Source organism: Pseudomonas sp. P39-UII1, assembly GCF_039672635.1.
Classification (GTDB): domain Bacteria; phylum Pseudomonadota; class Gammaproteobacteria; order Pseudomonadales; family Pseudomonadaceae; genus Aquipseudomonas.
Window position 1 is genome coordinate 1 of record NZ_JBDFPP010000031.1, and the last position, 19,502, is coordinate 19,502.

At 59.1% G+C, this 19,502-nt stretch carries 14 protein-coding genes; all 14 read left to right on the forward strand.

What is annotated here, in order from left to right; all coding sequences use genetic code 11:
- The first annotated feature begins 375 nt into the window (after window positions 1–375).
- Window positions 376–3,147, forward strand: a complete 2,772-nt coding sequence (gene gyrA, locus ABEH27_RS23840) for a DNA gyrase subunit A (protein WP_346615924.1) — start codon at window positions 376–378, stop codon at window positions 3,145–3,147.
- Window positions 3,148–3,344: 197 nt separating this feature from the next.
- Window positions 3,345–4,430: a 3-phosphoserine/phosphohydroxythreonine transaminase gene (gene serC / locus ABEH27_RS23845; protein ID WP_346615925.1), complete on the forward strand. Its 1,086-nt coding sequence runs from the start codon at window positions 3,345–3,347 to the stop codon at window positions 4,428–4,430.
- Window positions 4,430–5,524, forward strand: a complete 1,095-nt coding sequence (pheA, locus tag ABEH27_RS23850) for a prephenate dehydratase (protein WP_346615926.1) — start codon at window positions 4,430–4,432, stop codon at window positions 5,522–5,524. Before serC ends, pheA begins: the two co-directional genes overlap by 1 nt.
- Before the next feature lie 164 nt (window positions 5,525–5,688).
- Window positions 5,689–7,896: a bifunctional prephenate dehydrogenase/3-phosphoshikimate 1-carboxyvinyltransferase gene (locus ABEH27_RS23855; protein WP_346615951.1), complete on the forward strand. Its 2,208-nt coding sequence runs from the start codon at window positions 5,689–5,691 to the stop codon at window positions 7,894–7,896.
- Window positions 7,893–8,579, forward strand: coding sequence for a (d)CMP kinase (cmk, locus tag ABEH27_RS23860; RefSeq protein WP_346615927.1), 687 nt, complete (start codon window positions 7,893–7,895; stop codon window positions 8,577–8,579). The genes ABEH27_RS23855 and cmk overlap by 4 nt, the downstream gene beginning before the upstream one ends.
- Before the next feature lie 124 nt (window positions 8,580–8,703).
- Window positions 8,704–10,380 (forward strand): 30S ribosomal protein S1, encoded by a 1,677-nt coding sequence (gene rpsA / locus ABEH27_RS23865; protein WP_012313291.1) that lies wholly within the window; start codon window positions 8,704–8,706, stop codon window positions 10,378–10,380.
- 257 nt (window positions 10,381–10,637) lie between these two features.
- Window positions 10,638–10,934 carry an integration host factor subunit beta gene (gene ihfB, locus ABEH27_RS23870; protein WP_008095149.1) on the forward strand — a complete coding sequence of 99 codons (297 nt, stop codon included), beginning with the start codon at window positions 10,638–10,640 and terminating at the stop codon, window positions 10,932–10,934.
- A gap of 19 nt (window positions 10,935–10,953) precedes the next feature.
- Window positions 10,954–11,217, forward strand: a complete 264-nt coding sequence (locus tag ABEH27_RS23875; protein ID WP_346615928.1) for a lipopolysaccharide assembly protein LapA domain-containing protein — start codon at window positions 10,954–10,956, stop codon at window positions 11,215–11,217.
- Between the two features lie 104 nt (window positions 11,218–11,321).
- Window positions 11,322–12,773: an MBL fold metallo-hydrolase gene (locus ABEH27_RS23880; RefSeq protein ID WP_346615929.1), complete on the forward strand. Its 1,452-nt coding sequence runs from the start codon at window positions 11,322–11,324 to the stop codon at window positions 12,771–12,773.
- A 387-nt stretch (window positions 12,774–13,160) separates the two neighbouring features.
- Window positions 13,161–13,757, forward strand: coding sequence for a sugar transferase (locus ABEH27_RS23885; RefSeq protein WP_346615930.1), 597 nt, complete (start codon window positions 13,161–13,163; stop codon window positions 13,755–13,757).
- Window positions 13,754–14,380: an acetyltransferase gene (locus ABEH27_RS23890; RefSeq protein WP_346615931.1), complete on the forward strand. Its 627-nt coding sequence runs from the start codon at window positions 13,754–13,756 to the stop codon at window positions 14,378–14,380. Before ABEH27_RS23885 ends, ABEH27_RS23890 begins: the two co-directional genes overlap by 4 nt.
- A 92-nt stretch (window positions 14,381–14,472) precedes the next feature.
- Window positions 14,473–15,651 (forward strand): DegT/DnrJ/EryC1/StrS aminotransferase family protein, encoded by a 1,179-nt coding sequence (locus tag ABEH27_RS23895; RefSeq protein WP_346615932.1) that lies wholly within the window; start codon window positions 14,473–14,475, stop codon window positions 15,649–15,651.
- Window positions 15,652–15,801: 150 nt separating this feature from the next.
- Entirely contained in the window at window positions 15,802–17,796 is a 1,995-nt protein-coding gene (locus ABEH27_RS23900; RefSeq protein WP_346615933.1) for a nucleoside-diphosphate sugar epimerase/dehydratase, read from the forward strand.
- Between the two features lie 246 nt (window positions 17,797–18,042).
- Entirely contained in the window at window positions 18,043–19,470 is a 1,428-nt protein-coding gene (locus ABEH27_RS23905; RefSeq protein ID WP_346615934.1) for a hypothetical protein, read from the forward strand.
- Window positions 19,471–19,502: the final 32 nt, after the last annotated feature.

Here is a 19,502-nt window from a genome sequence, read left to right on the forward strand (position 1 = left end):
TGAAAGGAGGAGGGGTGATTTCTCCCACGGTCTGTACTGCTGCGAACAGTCAGAAGCGAGCTATGTCCCTCCTCCTCCCTTCAAGTCCTACCATACAAGCGGGCTTGCCCCGCGAAAGGGCCGGCACAGCCGTCGAAAATCTTCAAAGTGATGCCGCTTAAGGCAACCTGCCATATCTCCCCACCGCTACTGCCTTTGTGATAACATCCGGCAGTTTCCAAGACCGCCCATCACGGCGGCTAATTTTGCGCAGATCCATGGCACAACTCATTGATTTGTCGTAAGTCGTCGCACCCCTATGCGCTGCGGCGGCGAGCTTCGTTCGGCCCTTGATGGAGCTGCGAAGTTTCACCAGAAAAAGGAATCAGGCTTCTCATGGGCGAACTGGCCAAAGAAATCCTCCCGGTCAATATCGAAGACGAACTGAGACAGTCTTACCTCGACTACGCGATGAGCGTGATTGTCGGGCGAGCGCTGCCCGATGCGCGTGACGGCTTGAAGCCCGTGCATCGTCGCGTTCTCTATGCGATGAGCGAACTGGGCAACGACTGGAACAAACCGTACAAGAAGTCCGCCCGTGTGGTCGGTGACGTGATCGGTAAGTACCACCCGCACGGCGACACTGCGGTCTACGACACCATCGTGCGTATGGCCCAGCCGTTCTCGCTGCGCTACCTGCTGGTCGACGGCCAGGGCAACTTCGGTTCGGTGGACGGCGACAACGCCGCGGCCATGCGATACACCGAAGTGCGCATGTCCAAGCTGGCCCACGAGCTGCTGGCCGACCTGCACAAGGAGACCGTCGACTGGGTGCCCAACTACGACGGCACCGAGCAGATCCCGGCGGTCATGCCAACCCGCATCCCCAACCTGCTGGTCAACGGTTCCAGCGGTATCGCCGTGGGCATGGCGACCAACATTCCGCCGCACAACCTCGGTGAAGTCATCGACGGCTGCCTGGCGCTGATCGACAACCCGGACGTCACCATCGATGAGCTGATGCAGTTCATCCCTGGCCCGGACTTCCCGACTGCCGGCATCATCAACGGCCGCCAGGGCATCATCGAGGCGTACCGCACCGGCCGTGGCCGCATCTACATGCGTGCGCGCTCCGAGATCGAAGACATCGACAAAGTCGGTGGTCGCCAGCAGATCGTGGTCACCGAGCTGCCGTACCAGCTGAACAAGGCCCGCCTGATCGAGAAGATCGCCGAGCTGGTCAAAGAGAAGAAGATCGAAGGCATCACCGAGCTGCGCGACGAGTCCGACAAGGACGGCATGCGCATCGTCATCGAGCTGCGCCGCGGCGAGGTGCCGGAGGTGGTGCTCAACAACCTCTACCAGCAAACCCAGCTGCAGAGCGTCTTCGGTATCAACGTCGTGGCGCTGATCGACGGTCGCCCGCGCCTGCTCAACCTCAAGGACCTGCTCGAAGCGTTCGTCCGTCACCGCCGTGAAGTGGTGACCCGCCGTACCGTATTCGAGCTGCGCAAGGCCCGCGAACGCGGCCACATCCTTGAAGGCCAGGCCGTCGCGCTGTCCAACATCGACCCGGTCATCGCCCTGATCAAGGCCTCGCCGACGCCGTCGGAAGCCAAGGAAGCGTTGATTTCCACTGCCTGGGAATCCAGCGCCGTGCAGGTCATGGTCGAGCGCGCCGGCGCCGACTCCTGCCGCCCGGAGGACCTCCCTGAGCAGTTCGGCCTGCGCGACGGCAAGTATTACCTGTCGCCGGAACAGGCCCAGGCCATCCTCGACCTGCGTCTGCACCGCCTGACTGGCCTTGAGCACGAGAAGCTGCTGGCCGAGTACCAGGAGATTCTCGAGCAGATCGGTGAGCTGATCCGCATCCTCAGCAGCGCCCAGCGCCTGATGGAAGTGATCCGCGAAGAACTCGAAGCGATCCGCGCCGAATACGGCGATGCCCGCCGCACCGAGATCCTCAATGCCAGCCACGACCTCAACTACGGCGACATGATCCCGGAAGAAGAGCGCGTGGTGACCATCTCCCACGGTGGCTATGCCAAGACCCAGCCGTTGTCCGCTTACCAGGCCCAGCGCCGTGGCGGCAAAGGCAAGTCGGCAACCGGCGTGAAGGACGAGGACTACATCGAGCACCTGCTGGTCGCCAACAGCCACGCCACCCTGTTGCTGTTCTCCAGCAAGGGCAAGGTGTACTGGAAGAAGACCTACGAAATTCCTGAAGCCTCCCGCGCTGCGCGTGGTCGTCCGCTGGTCAACCTGCTGCCGCTGGAAGAAGGTGAACGCATCACCGCCATGCTGCAGATCGACCTCGAGGCCCTGCAGCAGAGCGCCGACCCGGATGAAGAGCTGGAGGACGGCGACGAGGGCGTGATCGAAGGCGAAGTGGTCGAAGTCGAAGAAGTTGACGAAGAAGACGGTGACACCCTTGAGTGGGTGGCTGAACCGACTGGCGCGTACATCTTCATGGCCACGGCATCCGGTACCGTCAAGAAAACCCCGCTGGTGCAGTTCGCGCGTCCGCGCTCCAACGGTCTGATCGCCCTGAAGCTGAAAGAAGGCGACACCCTGATTGCCGCGGCCATCACCGATGGTGCCAAGGAAGTCATGATGTTCTCCGACGCCGGCAAGGTGATCCGCTTCGCCGAGAGCGTGGTGCGCGAAATGGGCCGTACCGCCCGTGGCGTACGCGGCATGAAGCTGGGCAAAGGGCAGCAGATCATCTCGATGCTGATTCCGGAGTCCGGCGCGCAGATCCTCACCGCCTCCGAGCGTGGTTTCGGCAAGCGTACCCCGCTGTCCAAGTTCCCACGTCGCGGTCGCGGCGGCCAGGGCGTGATCGCCATGGGTACCAAGGGGCGCAACGGTCTGCTGATCGGCGCCATCCAGGTGCAGGAAGGCGAAGAGATCATGCTGATCTCCGACCAGGGCACCCTGGTGCGCACGCGGGTAGGTGAAGTGTCCAGCCTGAGCCGTAACACGCAGGGCGTGACGCTCATCAAGTTGGCCGCAGACGAAACCCTGGTAGGCCTGGAGCGCATCCAGGAGCCGTCCGAGGAAGAGCTCGACGAATTGATCGAGACGGGCGAGGAGGGTGTCGAGGCCGATGCCCCGGAAGCGGCGGACGATGACAGTGCCGGCGCCGAAGAGGCACCTCACGAGTAAGCAAGTGCAACAACCCGAACGGGGCGACCAAGGTCGCCCCGTTTGACTGATTACAGCAGGCAACGCCTGGCCCGCCTCTGTAGCTGGGGTTTAGGTGGGTGGCATTTGTGGGAGCCGCCCTGCACGGCCGCTCCCACAAGGGTGGTGCGCGGCCTGCAACAGATGATTTTGTTCTATTTGGCAGAGCGAGAGTGGATGTGAGCAAACGAGCCTTTAACTTCTGCGCAGGCCCTGCCGCGCTTCCGGAAGCTGTCCTGCAGCGTGCCCAGGCCGAAATGCTGGACTGGCGTGGCAAGGGCTTGTCGGTGATGGAAATGAGCCATCGCAGCGACGATTACGTGGCCATCGCCGAAAAGGCCGAGCAGGACCTGCGTGACCTGCTGTCCGTCCCCTCCAACTACAAAGTCCTGTTCCTGCAGGGCGGCGCCAGCCAGCAGTTCGCCGAGATCCCGCTGAACCTGCTGCCGGAAAACGGCACCGCCGACTACATCGAAACCGGCATCTGGTCGAAAAAGGCCATCGAAGAAGCGCGCCGCTTCGGCAATGTCAACGTTGCCGCCAGTGCCAAGCCCTACGATTACCTGGCCATCCCGGGCCAGAACGAGTGGAGCCTGACCAAAAACGCCGCGTACGTTCACTACGCGTCCAACGAGACCATCGGTGGCCTGCAGTTCGACTGGGTGCCAGAAACCGGTGACGTTCCGTTGGTGGTCGACATGTCGTCCGACATTCTCTCCCGCCCGATCGATGTGTCGCAGTACGGCCTGATCTACGCCGGCGCGCAAAAGAACATCGGCCCGAGCGGCCTGGTCGTGGTGATCGTGCGTGAAGACCTGCTCGGCCGCGCGCGCAGCAGCTGCCCGACCATGCTCGACTACAAGGTCTCGGCCGACAACGGCTCCATGTACAACACCCCGGCGACCTATTCCTGGTACCTCTCGGGCCTGGTCTTCGAGTGGCTCAAGGAGCAAGGTGGCGTCGAGGCCATGGAGCAGCGCAACCGCGCCAAGAAAGAGCGCCTGTACGGCTTTATCGATGCCAGCGACTTCTACACCAACCCGATCAGCGTCAACGCACGTTCCTGGATGAACGTGCCGTTCCGCCTGGCGGACGAGCGCCTGGACAAGGCCTTCCTCGCCGGTGCCGATGCCCGCGGCCTGCTCAACCTCAAGGGCCACCGCTCGGTAGGCGGCATGCGCGCCTCGATCTACAACGCCCTGGGCCTGGATTCGGTTGAAGCCCTGGTTGCCTACATGGCCGAATTCGAGAAGGAGCACGGCTGATGTCCGAACACGAGCTCAAGGCGCTGCGCGTACGCATCGACAGCCTCGACGAGAAAATCCTCGAGCTGATCAGCGATCGCGCCCGTTGCGCCCAGGAAGTGGCCAGGGTCAAAACCGCCTCGCTGGCCGAAGGCGAAAAGCCGGTGTTCTACCGCCCCGAGCGTGAAGCCGCCGTGCTCAAGCGCGTCATGGAGCGCAACAAGGGGCCGCTGGGCAACGAAGAGATGGCGCGGTTGTTCCGCGAGATCATGTCGTCCTGCCTGGCCCTGGAAGAGCCGCTGAAGGTCGCCTATCTGGGGCCGGAAGGTACCTTTACCCAGGCTGCGGCGATGAAGCACTTCGGCCACGCGGTGATCAGCCGTCCGATGGCCGCCATCGACGAAGTGTTCCGCGAAGTGGCGGCCGGTGCCGTCAACTTCGGCGTGGTGCCGGTGGAAAACTCCACCGAGGGCGCCGTCAGTCACACCCTGGACAGCTTCCTCGAGCACGACATGGTGATCTGCGGCGAAGTCGAGCTGCGCATCCACCATCACCTGCTGGTGGGCGAAAGCACCAAGACCGACAGCATCACCCGCATCTACTCCCACGCACAGTCCCTGGCCCAGTGCCGCAAGTGGCTGGACGCGCACTACCCGAACGTCGAGCGCGTAGCGGTTTCAAGCAATGCCGAAGCCGCCAAGCGGGTCAAGGGTGAGTGGAATTCGGCAGCGATCGCCGGCGATATGGCGGCCAACCTGTATGGCCTGACTCGCCTGGCCGAAAAGATCGAAGACCGCCCGGACAACTCCACGCGCTTTTTGATGATCGGTAGCCAGGAAGTGCCGCCAACCGGCGACGACAAGACTTCGATCATCGTTTCGATGAGCAACAAGCCGGGTGCCCTGCACGAGCTGCTGGTGCCCTTCCACGAGAACGGCATCGACCTGACCCGCATCGAGACCCGCCCGTCGCGCAGCGGCAAGTGGACCTACGTATTCTTCATCGACTTCGTTGGCCACCACCGCGACCCGCTGATCAAGGCGGTGTTGGAACAGATCAGCCAGGAGGCTGTGGGGCTCAAGGTGTTGGGCTCGTATCCCAAGGCGGTGCTTTGATCGAGTTTGCCGGGTCCCCCGCGGGCCGCGCAACGCCGATCGGTGTGGGAGCCGGCTTGCCGGCGATGGGCTGCAAAGCAGCCCCCTGCGGTCTCACAGACTGCCTTGATTTCTGAACAGGGTTCGCACCAGTGGTAAATGCCGTAACAACCAAACCCGCGCCAATCATCGGTCGCCTTGTCGTCGTAGGCCTCGGCCTGATCGGCGGCTCTTTCGCCAAAGGCCTGCGTGAAAGCGGCCTCTGCCGCGAAGTGGTGGGTGTCGATCTGGACGCGCCGTCACGCAAGCTCGCCGTAGACCTGGGTGTAGTCGACCGCTGCGAAGAAGACCTCGCTGCCGCCTGCATCGGCGCCGATGTCATCCAGCTCGCCGTGCCCATCCTGGCCATGGAAAAGGTGCTGGCCCGCCTGGCTCGGCTTGATCTGGGCGACGCCGTGATCACCGACGTCGGCAGTGCCAAGGGCAACGTGGTGCGCGAGGCGCGCGCCGTCTTCGGTCAGCGTCTGCCGCGCTTCGTGCCTGGCCACCCGATCGCCGGCTCCGAGCAGAGCGGGGTAGAGGCCTCCAATGCCACCCTGTTCCGCCGCCACAAAGTCATCCTCACGCCGCTGCCTGAAACCGATCCCGCCGCGCTGGCGCTGGTTGATCGCCTGTGGCGCGCGCTGGATGCCGATGTCGAGCACATGTCGGTGGAGCGCCACGACGAGGTCCTGGCCGCCACCAGCCATCTGCCGCACCTGCTGGCCTTCGGCCTGGTCGATTCGCTGGCCAAGCGCAATGAAAACCTCGAGATCTTCCGGTACGCTGCAGGGGGGTTCCGCGATTTCACGAGAATCGCCGGCAGTGATCCGACCATGTGGCACGACATCTTCCTCGCCAACCGCGAGGCCGTCCTGCGCACCCTGGACACATTTCGCAGCGATCTCGACGCCTTGCGCGACGCGGTCGATGCTGGGGACGGGCACCAGTTGCTGGGTGTATTCACCCGCGCACGCGTTGCCCGCGAGCATTTCAGTAAAATCCTGGCCCGCCGGGCCTATGTGGACGCTATGAACGCCAACGATCTGATTTTCCTGGCCCAACCGGGTGGCCGCCTGACCGGGCGAATCCGTGTACCGGGCGACAAGTCGATTTCCCACCGTTCGATCATGCTCGGCTCGCTGGCCGAAGGCACGACCGAAGTCGAAGGCTTCCTGGAAGGCGAGGACGCCCTGGCGACCCTGCAGGCTTTCCGCGACATGGGTGTGGTTATCGAAGGGCCGAACCATGGTCGCGTGACCATTCACGGTGTCGGCCTGCACGGCCTCAAGCCGCCGCCCGGGCCGATTTACGTGGGCAATTCGGGTACCTCGATGCGCCTGCTGTCGGGCCTGCTGGCCGGCCAGTCGTTCGATGTCACCATGACCGGCGACGCGTCGCTGTCCAAGCGCCCGATGAACCGTGTGGCCAACCCGCTGCGCGAAATGGGCGCGGTGGTCGAGACCGGTCCGGAAGGCCGTCCGCCGCTGACCATTCGTGGTGGCCACACGCTCAAAGCGCTGACTTACACGCTGCCGATGGCCAGTGCCCAGGTCAAATCCTGCCTGCTGTTGGCCGGCCTGTACGCTGAAGGCAAGACCACCGTTACCGAGCCTGCGCCGACCCGCGACCACACCGAGCGCATGCTGCGCGGCTTCGGCTATTCGGTCGAGTCGAATGGCCCAGTAGCCTCGCTGCAGTCCGGTGGCAAGCTCACCGCTACCCGCATCGAAGTGCCGGCAGACATCTCCTCGGCCGCGTTTTTCCTGGTTGCCGCGTCGATTGCCGAAGGCTCCGAACTGGTGCTCGAGCATGTCGGCATCAACCCGACCCGCACCGGTGTCATCGATATCCTGCGCCTGATGGGCGGCGACATCACCTTGGAGAACCAGCGTGAAGTCGGCGGTGAGCCCGTGGCCGACCTGCGCGTGCGTGGCGCCAAGCTCAAGGGTATCGAGATCCCTGAGCACCTGGTGCCGCTGGCCATCGACGAGTTCCCGGTGCTGTTCGTTGCCGCCGCCTGCGCCGAAGGGCGTACGGTGCTGCGTGGCGCCGAAGAGCTGCGGGTCAAGGAGTCCGACCGCATCCAGGTCATGGCCGACGGGCTGATTGCCCTGGGCGTGAAGTGCGAGCCGACCCCTGACGGCATCATCATCGATGGCGGCCAGATCGGCGGCGGCGAAGTGCATGGCCACGGCGACCACCGTATCGCCATGGCCTTCAGTGTCGCCTCGTTGCGTGCCAGTGCGCCGATCCGCATCCATGACTGCGCCAACGTCGCTACCTCCTTCCCGAACTTCCTCAAGCTCTGCGCTGAAGTCGGTATTCGCGTTGCAGAAGAGGGCAAGCCGTGACTTCGCAACCACCCGTCATCACCATCGACGGCCCAAGCGGTTCCGGCAAGGGCACTGTTGCCGGCCTGATGGCGCGCGAGCTGGGCTGGCGGCTGCTGGATTCTGGCGCGCTGTACCGGTTGCTGGCGTTCAACGCCAGCAACCACGGCGTCGACCTCACCAACGAAGAGCTGCTCACCAAGCTTGCCGCCCATCTGGATGTGCAGTTCATTGCAGCTGAGCCCGGTAAGCTTCAACAGATCATTCTCGAGGGTGAGGATGTCAGCAATGTCATCCGTACCGAAACCGTTGGCGCCGGTGCCTCCATGGTCGCCTCGCTGCCCGCGGTACGTGACGCATTGCTGGTGCGTCAGCGCGAGTTCCGTGAGGCGCCAGGGCTGATTGCTGACGGCCGCGACATGGGTACCGTGGTGTTCCCGGATGCACCGCTGAAGGTGTTCCTCACCGCCAGTGCCGAGGAACGTGCCCGTCGCCGTTACCTGCAGTTGAAGGGCAAGGGCGAAGATGTTAGTCTGTCGAGTCTGCTGGATGAGATTCGTGCACGCGATGAGCGTGACACCCAACGTGCAGTGGCCCCGCTGAAACCAGCGGCAGACGCCATTCAGTTGGACTCCACCGAGTTGTCCATCGAGCAGGTGTTGCAACGTATCAGGAGCGAGATCGCCCAGCGCGACCTTCTCTGATCATCAGGAGAGCAGGCAGGTTCACCAGTCAACGTCCTGTCGGCCCTCCTTTACTTAAAACAGACCCACATTGTCTGGAATGTGGCGAGGGGCGTTTGTTTCGCCCGAATCTACAGGAATTAAAATGAGCGAAAGCTTTGCAGAACTCTTTGAAGAAAGCCTGAAAACCCTCAATCTTCAGCCGGGCGCGATCATCTCCGGTATCGTTGTCGACATCGACGGCGACTGGGTTACCGTACACGCTGGCCTGAAGTCCGAGGGCGTCATCCCGCTCGAGCAGTTCTACAACGAAGCTGGCGAGCTGACCATCAAGGTCGGTGACGAAGTTCACGTTGCGCTGGACGCGGTCGAAGACGGCTTTGGCGAAACCAAACTGTCCCGTGAAAAAGCCAAGCGCGCCGAGTGCTGGATTGTTCTGGAAGCAGCTTTCGCCGCCGAAGAAGTGGTCAAGGGCGTTATCAACGGTAAGGTTAAAGGCGGCTTCACTGTCGACGTTAACGGCATCCGTGCGTTCCTGCCGGGCTCCCTGGTTGATGTCCGCCCTGTGCGCGACACCACCCACCTGGAAGGCAAAGAGCTGGAATTCAAGGTCATCAAGCTGGACCAGAAGCGCAACAACGTTGTCGTTTCCCGTCGCAGCGTGCTGGAAGCCGAGAACTCCGCCGAGCGCGAAGCCCTGCTGGAAACCCTGCAGGAAGGCCAACAAGTCAAAGGTATCGTCAAGAACCTCACCGACTACGGCGCATTCGTGGACCTGGGCGGCATCGACGGCCTGCTGCACATCACCGACATGGCCTGGAAGCGCATCAAGCATCCTTCCGAAATCGTTAACGTTGGCGACGAAGTCGACGTACGCGTTCTGAAGTTCGACCGTGAGCGCAACCGCGTTTCGCTGGGTCTGAAGCAGATGGGCGAAGATCCGTGGGTTGCTATCACTGCCCGCTACCCAGAAGGTACTCGCGTACAAGCTCGCGTTACCAACCTGACCGACTACGGCTGCTTCGCTGAGCTGGAAGAAGGCGTTGAAGGTCTGGTACACGTTTCCGAAATGGACTGGACCAACAAGAACATCCACCCGTCGAAAGTCGTTCAGGTTGGCGACGAAGTGGAAGTCATGGTTCTGGACATCGACGAAGAGCGTCGTCGTATCTCCCTGGGCATCAAGCAGTGCAAGTCCAACCCATGGGAAGACTTCTCCGGCCAGTTCAACAAGGGTGACAAGATCACCGGTACCATCAAGTCGATCACCGACTTCGGTATCTTCATCGGTCTGGACGGCGGCATCGACGGCCTGGTTCACCTGTCCGACATCTCCTGGAACGAAACCGGCGAAGAAGCCGTACGTCGTTTCAAGAAGGGCGACGAGCTGGAAACCGTCATCCTGTCGGTTGACCCAGAGCGCGAGCGCATCTCCCTGGGCATCAAGCAGCTGGAAGACGATCCGTTCTCCAACTTCGTTGCTGTCAACGACAAGGGCGCTATCGTCAAGGGCATCGTGAAAGAAGTTGACGCCAAAGGCGCCATCGTCACTCTGGCCGACGACATCGAAGCTACTCTGAAAGCTTCCGAAATCAGCCGTGACCGCGTTGAAGACGCGCGTAACGTCCTGAAGGAAGGCGAAGAGATCGAAGCCAAGATCATCAGCGTTGACCGCAAATCGCGCGTCATCAGCCTGTCGATCAAGTCGAAAGACGACGCTGAAGAGCGTGAAGCCATCCAGAGCCTGAAAAACGCTCCGGAAGCGGCTGCCGACACCACCATGGCTGCGCTGCTGCGCGAAGCAATGGCCAAGCAGAACTAAGTTCTGTTTGATCGGTACAAAAAAGGGGTGGCCTTCGGGCCACCCCTTTTTTTGTGCCAAGAAACTACCCATGCCCCCGCAATCCCTGTAGGAGCCGGCTTGCCGGCGATGGGCTGCAGCACAGCTCCCGCTTGTTTCCTCTACCCACCAATCTTGAATTTTTTTATCAAGTCAAGAACCGGCCTGTTCAAAACCTTCCGAGCGTGCTACAAACTGATTAAGCAATGATCTAGCTGCTTGATAACGAAGGGAAAAATATGACGAAGTCGGAGCTGATCGAACGTATTGTCACCCATCAAGGGCTGCTCTCGTCCAAGGACGTCGAGTTGGCCATCAAGACCATGCTTGAACAGATGTCCCAATGCCTGGCCACTGGCGATCGCATCGAGATCCGTGGTTTTGGCAGCTTTTCCTTGCACTATCGGGCCCCGCGCGTAGGGCGCAATCCCAAGACAGGTCAGTCTGTGGAGCTCGAAGGCAAGTTCGTGCCGCACTTCAAACCGGGTAAAGAGCTGCGTGACCGGGTCAACGAAGACGAGCACGAGCACCCCTGAGCCATGAAGGAGCAGTCTGATGCGTAACCTCAAGCGCGCCCTGGCGGCGCTGTTCGTGCTGCTGCTGGCGGCTGTGGTGCTGTTCTTCGTGCTGGAGAATCAGCAAGCCGTGGCGCTCGTCCTGTTCGGCTGGTCTGCCCCCGAAGTCCCTGTAGCTGTGCCGGTGTTGGCGGCCCTGGTGGTTGGGCTCGCAGTGGGGCCACTGTTGGGGGCTTATGGCGTGCAGCGCAGCAAGCGGAAGATCCGCGCTTCGGTCCGCCAGTCACTGATTAACGGCAATTGAGGAAAATTCCTACGCCCTCGTAGGAAAGTCTCACCTGTGCACGCGGCTCCGAAAATGAAGTAATAGTCACTTCATTTTTTCGGCCCAGGCGAGCGCGCAGCAGTATGGAATTTCCTGCCCTTTCCCATCATGGTGGCACTCGAGGCGTAACCGGCTCCTGTCACCAACTGCACCTCGACGCCACCACCAGTCTGTTGATCGATTGTGGGCTGGAGCAGGGTGCCGATGCGGCTCCCGGATCAGAATTTGCCCCCATCGGCTTTGATATAGCCGGTATCAAGGCGCTGATCATCACCCATGTTCACCTCGATCATGTCGGTCGCATTCCGGCATTGCTGGCTGCCGGCTACCGCGGCCCCATCCTGTGTAGTGAGCCGTCGGCCAAGCTACTGCCACTGGTGCTTGAGGATGCCTACAAGCTCGGTATCAGCGCAGATCCCATTCAGGTCGATCGTTACCTTGCGCTGGTGCAGCGGTTGATGGTGGCAATACCCTTCGAGCAATGGCACCTGGTGGCCGAGCAGGAGGGCGTGGCATGTTCCATCCGCTTGCAGCGCGCGGGCCACCTGTTGGGTTCTGCCTACGTAGAATGCGACGTGCGCTATCCCGGCGTCGAACCCAGCTCGCGCGTGGTTTTCTCCGGCGACCTCGGTGCGCCGGGCAATCCCCTGCTACGCGCCGTGAAGCCCCCTGAGCGAGCCGATATCCTCATTCTCGAAAGCACCTATGGCGATCGCCTGCACCCAGACCGCAGCGATCGCCAGCAGCGCCTGGAGGCCGTTATCGACCGTGCCTTGGCCGATAGCGGCACCATCCTCATTCCAGCCTTCAGCCTGGGCCGAACCCAGGAGTTGCTGTACGAGATCGAAGACATCCTCCACCGCAAATCGCTGCAGGCCGAACAAAGGCAGGAGCCTGCCGATGATCCGCTCGCTGCGCTCGACTGGTCGCGCTTGCCGGTCATTCTTGACTCGCCGCTGGCCCAGCGCATCACCCGCGCTTACGCGGAGCTGCATGAATACTGGAACTGCGAGGCTCGGCAACGGTTGGGGGAAGGGCGTGACCCGCTTGGGTTTGGGCAGTTGGTTTGTGTTGATACCCATGCCAAGCATCAGCAGGTGGTCAACTATCTGAAGAGTACTGGGCGGCCGGCCATTGTCATCGCTGGTAATGGCATGTGCTCGGGTGGGCGGATCGTCAATTACCTCAAGGCGATGCTGGGGGATTCACGGCATGAGGTGGTGTTTGTGGGGTATCAGGCGAAGGGGACGCTGGGGGCGGTGATTCAAGCTGGTAAGCGAAGTGAAGGGTTTGCGCAGGTTGATCTCGACGGGGAGATGTATGAGGTCCGGGCGAAAATAATGACCCTAGGAGGTTACTCCGCCCATCTTGATCAATCAGGATTACTGGCTTTCGCAAGTGAAATTAGTAAGCCACCCGGCCGAGTGGCGCTGGTCCACGGGGAGCAGCGGGCGAAAAAGGCGCTTCGTTCCGTTTTGCAGCAACGCTACCTGCAGATGAAAGTCGCCGTTGAGGTGAAAATCGCCACCGCTTAGCGTGCATTTGAAGCGAGGCAGCGCCTCGCCTAAGGCGTTGTTTTCAGCCGGTTGGTCCTTCGGCGTGTAGCGAGTCCGGCCATTTTTCCCATGATCTGTTGCAAGTCGTCGCTTGGTCCTTATACTCATTTTTCAATTCTTTCAGCCTGAGCTCTTGGTGGCGGCTTCACCAGCCCTATGAACCCCACCTGGCTACATCCATTTCGTCGCGCTGTACTGAGCGGCGTCAACCCAGAATCAATTGCTTGAGCGGCGAGGTGGTCTTGGGGTAGAGAGTGTTGAGTTGGCCAAACTTCAAGGTACTGCGGGCTGACCCAGTGATCTTGCTTGAGCCGAAAAACAGCGTCGAATATGTGCACGCCTCCACTCAATATCCGAGTCAACTCTATGTTAAAGCGGCTAATCGATATCAGCGCTTCGTTGTGCGCTCTCATTCTCCTTTCTCCGGTCATGGCTGTTGTTGCCTGGAATATTCGAAAAAAACTGGGCTCGCCGGTGCTCTTTCGTCAGATTCGTCCTGGGCTGGATGGCAAAACCTTCGAAATGGTCAAGTTCCGGACGATGCGGGATGCTGTGGACAGCGAAGGCAACCCCTTGGCCGATGCAGAGCGCATGACGGCTTTTGGTAGCTTCCTGCGTGCCAGCAGTCTGGATGAGTTGCCCGAGCTTTGGAATGTGCTGAAGGGGGATATGAGCCTGGTTGGGCCAAGGCCACTGCTGGTGGAGTACCTGCCACTCTATAGCCCGGAGCAGAGACGGCGACACGAGGTGCGCCCGGGTGTGACCGGTTGGGCGCAAGTGAATGGCCGTAACGCACTAGGCTGGGAAGAAAAATTTGCTCTGGATGTCTGGTATGTGGACAACCAAAGCCTGAAACTGGACCTCAAGATCCTGTTCATGACGCTAAAGAAGGTCGTGGTCAAAGAGGGGATCAGCGCAGAAGGCAATGTGACCATGTCCAAATTCACAGGGAAGAGGCAATGAAGAAACTGGCGGTGCTTGGCGCTAGCGGGCATGGCAAAGTTGTGGCGGATACCGCGCAGTGCTGCGGGTGGGGGCAGGTGGATTTTTATGACGATGCGTGGCCAGGTCGTTCGCGCAATGGCTGTTGGCCAGTTGTCGGAGATTCGGCGACAATGCTCGCGCGGCTTGACGACTACGAGGGGGTCATCGTCGCAATTGGCCAAAATGGGGTGCGCCATGCGAAGCTGTCGGCACTGATGGCTGCGGGTGCCCCTTTGGTTTCCCTGTTTCACCCAATGGCCTATATCAGCCAGCACGCCAGCATTGATGTTGGCTCCGTAGCTTTTGCTGGCGCGGTAGTGAATGCTGATGCAAAAATTGGTCTGGGCGCAATCCTCAATACCGGTTGTAGTGTTGACCACGACTGTGTTCTCGGGAACGCTGTTCATGTCAGTCCTGGCGCCAGGCTTGCCGGCGGTGTTTGTATCGGAGAGCGAAGCTGGGTTGGAATTGGGGCTAGCGTCAGGCAGCTAACAAAACTAGGCAGTGACGTCATTGTGGGGGCCGGCGCATCGGTAGTCAGTGATGTTTCTGATGGCCTGGTAGTTGTGGGGGTCCCCGCGAAAGCCATTGCCAAGGTATGAGTTGAGCATCAGCTATGCTGACTTGATGCCTCGAATGAATTGTAAACGATTGATTTCATGAATTTTTATTTTGCAATTGGTGGGTGTGAATTGTGCTGAACTCTCCTTTTTCACCGTGGCCGTCTTTTACAGAAGAAGAAGCCAATGCAGTACGTGATGTCATTCTGTCCAATAAAGTCAATTACTGGACTGGGCAGCAATGCCGTGAGTTCGAGAAAGAGTTCGCCAGCTGGAGCGGGTGTGCTTACGCGGTTGCGCTAACCAATGGTACTGTTGCCCTTGATCTAGCATTTCAGGCGTTGGGTATCGGCGCCGGGGATGAAGTTGTCGTCACCTCTCGCACCTTCCTTGCTTCGGTATCCAGCATCGTCAACACGGGTGCGACCCCCGTGTTCGCTGATGTTGCGCCCGATTCGCAAAATATTACTGCTGAAACCATCGCTGCCGTGCTCACTCCGCGTACTCGCGCTATCGTGTGCGTCCATCTGGCAGGCTGGCCTTGCGATATGGACCCCATCATGGCATTGGCTGAAAAGCATGGCCTGAAAGTCATTGAAGACTGCGCCCAGGCTCATGGGGCCAAGTACAAAGGGCGCCCAGTCGGCTCCATCGGGCATGTGGGGGCATGGTCATTCTGTCAGGACAAGATCATGACGACAGGCGGCGAAGGGGGTATGGTCACTACCAATGACCGTGATCTGTGGTCCGCCATGTGGTCGTTCAAGGATCACGGCAAGAGCTGGGAAGCGGTTTATGAACGCCAGCATGCACCTGGGTTCCGTTGGTTACACGAGAGCTTCGGTACTAACTGGCGGATGATGGAAGTGCAGGGGGTGATTGGGCGAATCCAGCTCAAGCGTATGGCGCAGTGGCATGAGGCGCGATTGGCCAATGCCCGACGCATCTGGGATGTGGCCGAACAGCTGGCAGGCCTGCGCGTTCCTGCCGTTCCGCAGGATTGTTTGCATGCGGCATACAAGTGCTACGTGTTCGTCGACCCCCAGTCATTGAGTGCCGAATGGTCGCGCGACAGAATTCTCAACGAGATCACTGAGCGTGGCGTCCCTTGCTTCTCTGGCTCTTGCTCCGAGGTTTATCTGGAGAAAGCGTTTGACAACACGTCCTTGCGCCCGCAAGAGCGCCTCCCTGTGGCCAAGGACCTGGGCGAAACAAGCTTGATGTTCATGGTGCACCCAACCCTGAGCACTGCAGAAATCGACAAGACTTGCCAGGTTTTGAAAGACGTAATGCAGCAAGCGCATCGCGCTTGAACTTCTGTATGTGTTTGCGGCTCTACCTAAGCTGGCAAGCGCTCAGCGCAAAGTGTCCTGCCGGTCGGGGCTCACGGTAAATATATAATAGAGGCCGGGCCGCTCACCTTATTGAGCGGCTCGAGAAGGTCCAGGTTTTTAGAGGGATTTATGGATAGAGCACGGGCACTATTGCTGGGGCTATCGCGCAGGAAAAAGCGGCTGATCCAGGTTTTTACCGACGTTCTGCTTATCTGGTTGGCACTCTGGTTGGCATTTGTCGTGCGCCTTGGCCTTGAAGAAACCATCAATCCGCTGGAGGGGCATCGTTGGCTGTTTATTAGCGCTCCCATTGTGGCAATACCGTTGTTTATACGGTTTGGCTTGTACCGTGCTGTCATGCGTTATTTCGGCAACGATGCGCTTATCGCGATTATCAAAGCGGTCAGCTTGGCAGCATTGATGCTGACGGTTATTGTTTATTTGTACAGCAATCATGAGCCGGTCGTCCCGCGTTCGGTGATCTTCAATTACTGGTGGCTTAGCCTGATCATGATCGGCGGGCTTCGTTTGGCCATGCGCCAATTCTTTTTGGGGGATTGGTTTGCAGCGGTTCAGCATGTGCCTTTTGCCAGCCGGCCCGATGGTCTGCCTAAAGTGGCTATCTATGGCGCGGGCTCTGCCGGTAATCAGCTGGCTGTGGCGCTGCGTATGGGGCGGGTAATGCGTCCGGTAGCGTTCATTGACGATGATCGCAGCCTCGCCGGCAGGGTCATTGCGGGCTTGCAGGTTTATACGCCCAAGCATATCCAGCAGTTAATCGACTCAACGGGGGCCCAGGAGGTCTTGCTGGCGATTCCATCGGCGACCCGGGGGCGGCGCCGTGAAATCCTGAACTTTCTGGAGCCTTTTCCGCTACACGTGCGAACAGTTCCAGGTTTCATGGACCTGGCCAGTGGCAGGGTCAAAGTAGACGATATTCAAGAAGTGGACATCGCCGACTTGTTAGGGCGGGATATCGTGCCAGCTGAAAAGGATCTGTTCTCCCGCTGTATCGAAGGCCAATGTGTAATGGTTACTGGCGCAGGTGGCTCTATCGGTTCAGAGTTGTGTCGGCAGATTCTCAATGCTCAGCCTAAAACCCTGCTGCTGTTCGAGCACAGTGAATTCAACCTCTACAGTATTCTCTCTGAGCTGGAACATCGGGTCGTCCGTGAATCGTTGCCAGTCAAATTGCTGCCGATACTGGGTTCGATACGCAATGAGACCAAGCTTCTGGATGTCATGAAAACCTGGAATGTCGATACGGTCTATCACGCAGCTGCTTACAAGCACGTGCCGATGGTGGAACACAATATTGCTGAAGGGGTAATGAACAACGTCATTGGGACGCTCAATACCGCTCAGGCTGCATTGCAGGCTGGGGTGGCCAATTTTGTGCTGATTTCCACTGACAAAGCGGTGCGGCCTACCAACGTGATGGGGAGCACCAAGCGTCTGGCCGAAATGACGTTGCAAGCACTTAGTCGTGAAGCAGCCCCGGTGCTATTTGGTGATGTACGCAACGTGTCTCAAGTGAACAAGACACGCTTCACCATGGTGCGTTTTGGCAATGTGCTAGGGTCGTCAGGGTCGGTCATTCCTTTGTTTCACAAACAGATTAAATCCGGCGGACCGCTGACAGTCACGCACCCGAACATTACGCGTTATTTCATGACCATTCCGGAAGCCGCACAGCTGGTCATTCAGGCGGGTTCGATGGGGCAGGGCGGGGATGTGTTCGTTCTGGACATGGGCGAGCCGGTAAAAATCGTCGAGTTGGCCGAGAAGATGATCCACTTATCGGGGCTAAGCATCCGTTCCGAGCGGAACCCTCACGGAGATATCGCCATCAAATTCACCGGGTTGCGGCCTGGTGAAAAATTGTATGAAGAACTGTTGATTGGTGACGGTGTGCTTGCTACCTCACACCCAATGATCATGAGTGCCAATGAGGACTATCTGCCGTGGGAGGTGCTCAAGCCAAGGCTGGTCGCGCTCGTGGCGGCAGTGGAGCAAGACGACTATGCACGAGTGCGCCAGCTTTTGCGTGATTCGGTGAATGGTTATACACCTGATGGCGAAATCGTGGACTGGATCTACCAGCAGCGGAGGCTGGACACATAACCCGCACTGCACACTACCTTCATTCCGGCTGCTGGAGCGCTGCCGCCAGGCGCTCCCCACCGCACATGAAAACGTGGGCTTGAATTGGGCCGGTAGTGGCAGGATCTGACTAATGCCGGATTTCTTCGCTGCAAAGGAAATATCTGCCATCCCGCTTATGGCATACTCGGCCCAGATCTGCTTGGTGTAAGCATTCTCCCGCTGGCCGGTGTCGCGCTTGTCGTTGATGAAAGGATTTGTTCTCCAATGCATAAGAGTAGTGTTGTTCCTGTGGTCGCAGCGCTGATCGCATTCCTGTCGGTTTCAACGATGTTACGTCTTCCAGGGCTGCCGATTGGCGTGGGCGAAATTATCGTTGTGCTCGCAGCCTGTGTTTTCCTACGCCGCGGCAACTTTTTACAGAATCTGAAGCATCCGTTGATGTTGTTCTGGATCGCATTTATTGGAACGGCCGCTGTGGGCTATTTCGCACGGTCGGTGCAGGGGGAAGGTACTGTCCATACTGCGATAGCTTATATATATGCTGCCGGTTTTACCCTCATCGCCTTGGCCTATGTCGGGGATCTGAACAGGGTTGGGTTTCAGCGTTTTATCAGGGCGATGGGTACGATTCCGGTGCTGCTGCTCGCTATCCCGCTGTTTGTTTTCCTGATCGGAAGTGTTTGGCTTTCCGATATGTTAGAAATCAACACCACTTTTTACCCCTCCCGGGTAGCGGCGTGGTCAACCAATCCTAACCAACTTGCATTATTCTTACTGCCGGTGCCTATCTGGTTGGCGGCTATTTATCAAAATACCCAGTGGCAAGGCTGGCGATTGTTTAAGAAATTTTTCTTTCTTTGGTTCTTCTTCTTCCTGGGTTTCTGTGTAAGAAGTGATGCGTTATTGCTGGCATGGTGTATTGGGTTGCCGCTGTTGACAGGGATGGCGTGGTGGTGGCTGGGAGGCTTGAACTGGAAGTTTTTTGTCACGCTGCTTGCAGCTTTTGTGCTGGCATTTGGCTCGTTCAAGTTCTTCTTCGACGGCCCGGGTCAACAAGTTTTCGAAACTGCGCGCGCCACCATTGCCAAGCAGCTTAGCGGGTTCGGGTCTAGTACAACTACCAAGCCAAGCGAATCCGCAGGTTCCGAGAAAGCTGAAAAACCTTCGGGTTTCGCTGCAATTTTGGATCATGCTCGAACGATCGTTCCGGGTATCAAGCAAGAAAGCGCGCTCGACGAGCAGCCCGCGACTCACGCTGGTTTTGGCCGATCGGACTCGGCGCTGGGGATAGGCATGGATCCCAACAAGGCAGGGGTTCGTAAAACTTTATGGGTGCATGCATACGAAGTCTGGAAGTTGTCACCCATTGTCGGCCACGGACCAGGTGCATTTTCTTATCTGGACTCACCTGACGTGAGGCAAGAGGCGCACAACCTTCTGTTGGATATGCTGACTCAAGTCGGTATTGTCGGCGTGCTTCTGTTTGCCGCCCTCTATCTGTGGCTGTTGATCGGTGCAATCAAGGCCCGCGATCCCTACTCGATTACGTTGCTCGTAGTGCTGATGATTTTCTCTGGCGCACACTTCATGCTCCGTCAGCCGATGTTCACCCTGTATATGGTGATGTGCGCGGTGATTATTAGAAACCGGCTCTTCGGCCAGGCCAATACCGAGCCTGAGAAGCTCCAGTAGTCCCTCAATCGCGATATTTGATCGCGACATTT

What these genes read in the sequence shown, in the direction of transcription:
- ABEH27_RS23880 (WP_346615929.1), top strand. Translation starts at nt 11,322, where the DNA reads ATGGAATTTCCTGCCCTTTCCCATCATGGTGGCACTCGAGGCGTAACC.
- ABEH27_RS23885 (WP_346615930.1), top strand. Translation starts at nt 13,161, where the DNA reads ATGTTAAAGCGGCTAATCGATATCAGCGCTTCGTTGTGCGCTCTCATT.
- rpsA (WP_012313291.1), top strand. Translation starts at nt 8,704, where the DNA reads ATGAGCGAAAGCTTTGCAGAACTCTTTGAAGAAAGCCTGAAAACCCTC.
- ABEH27_RS23890 (WP_346615931.1), top strand. Translation starts at nt 13,754, where the DNA reads ATGAAGAAACTGGCGGTGCTTGGCGCTAGCGGGCATGGCAAAGTTGTG.
- ABEH27_RS23875 (WP_346615928.1), top strand. Translation starts at nt 10,954, where the DNA reads ATGCGTAACCTCAAGCGCGCCCTGGCGGCGCTGTTCGTGCTGCTGCTG.
- ihfB (WP_008095149.1), top strand. Translation starts at nt 10,638, where the DNA reads ATGACGAAGTCGGAGCTGATCGAACGTATTGTCACCCATCAAGGGCTG.
- gyrA (WP_346615924.1), top strand. Translation starts at nt 376, where the DNA reads ATGGGCGAACTGGCCAAAGAAATCCTCCCGGTCAATATCGAAGACGAA.
- pheA (WP_346615926.1), top strand. Translation starts at nt 4,430, where the DNA reads ATGTCCGAACACGAGCTCAAGGCGCTGCGCGTACGCATCGACAGCCTC.
- ABEH27_RS23900 (WP_346615933.1), top strand. Translation starts at nt 15,802, where the DNA reads ATGGATAGAGCACGGGCACTATTGCTGGGGCTATCGCGCAGGAAAAAG.
- ABEH27_RS23905 (WP_346615934.1), top strand. Translation starts at nt 18,043, where the DNA reads ATGCATAAGAGTAGTGTTGTTCCTGTGGTCGCAGCGCTGATCGCATTC.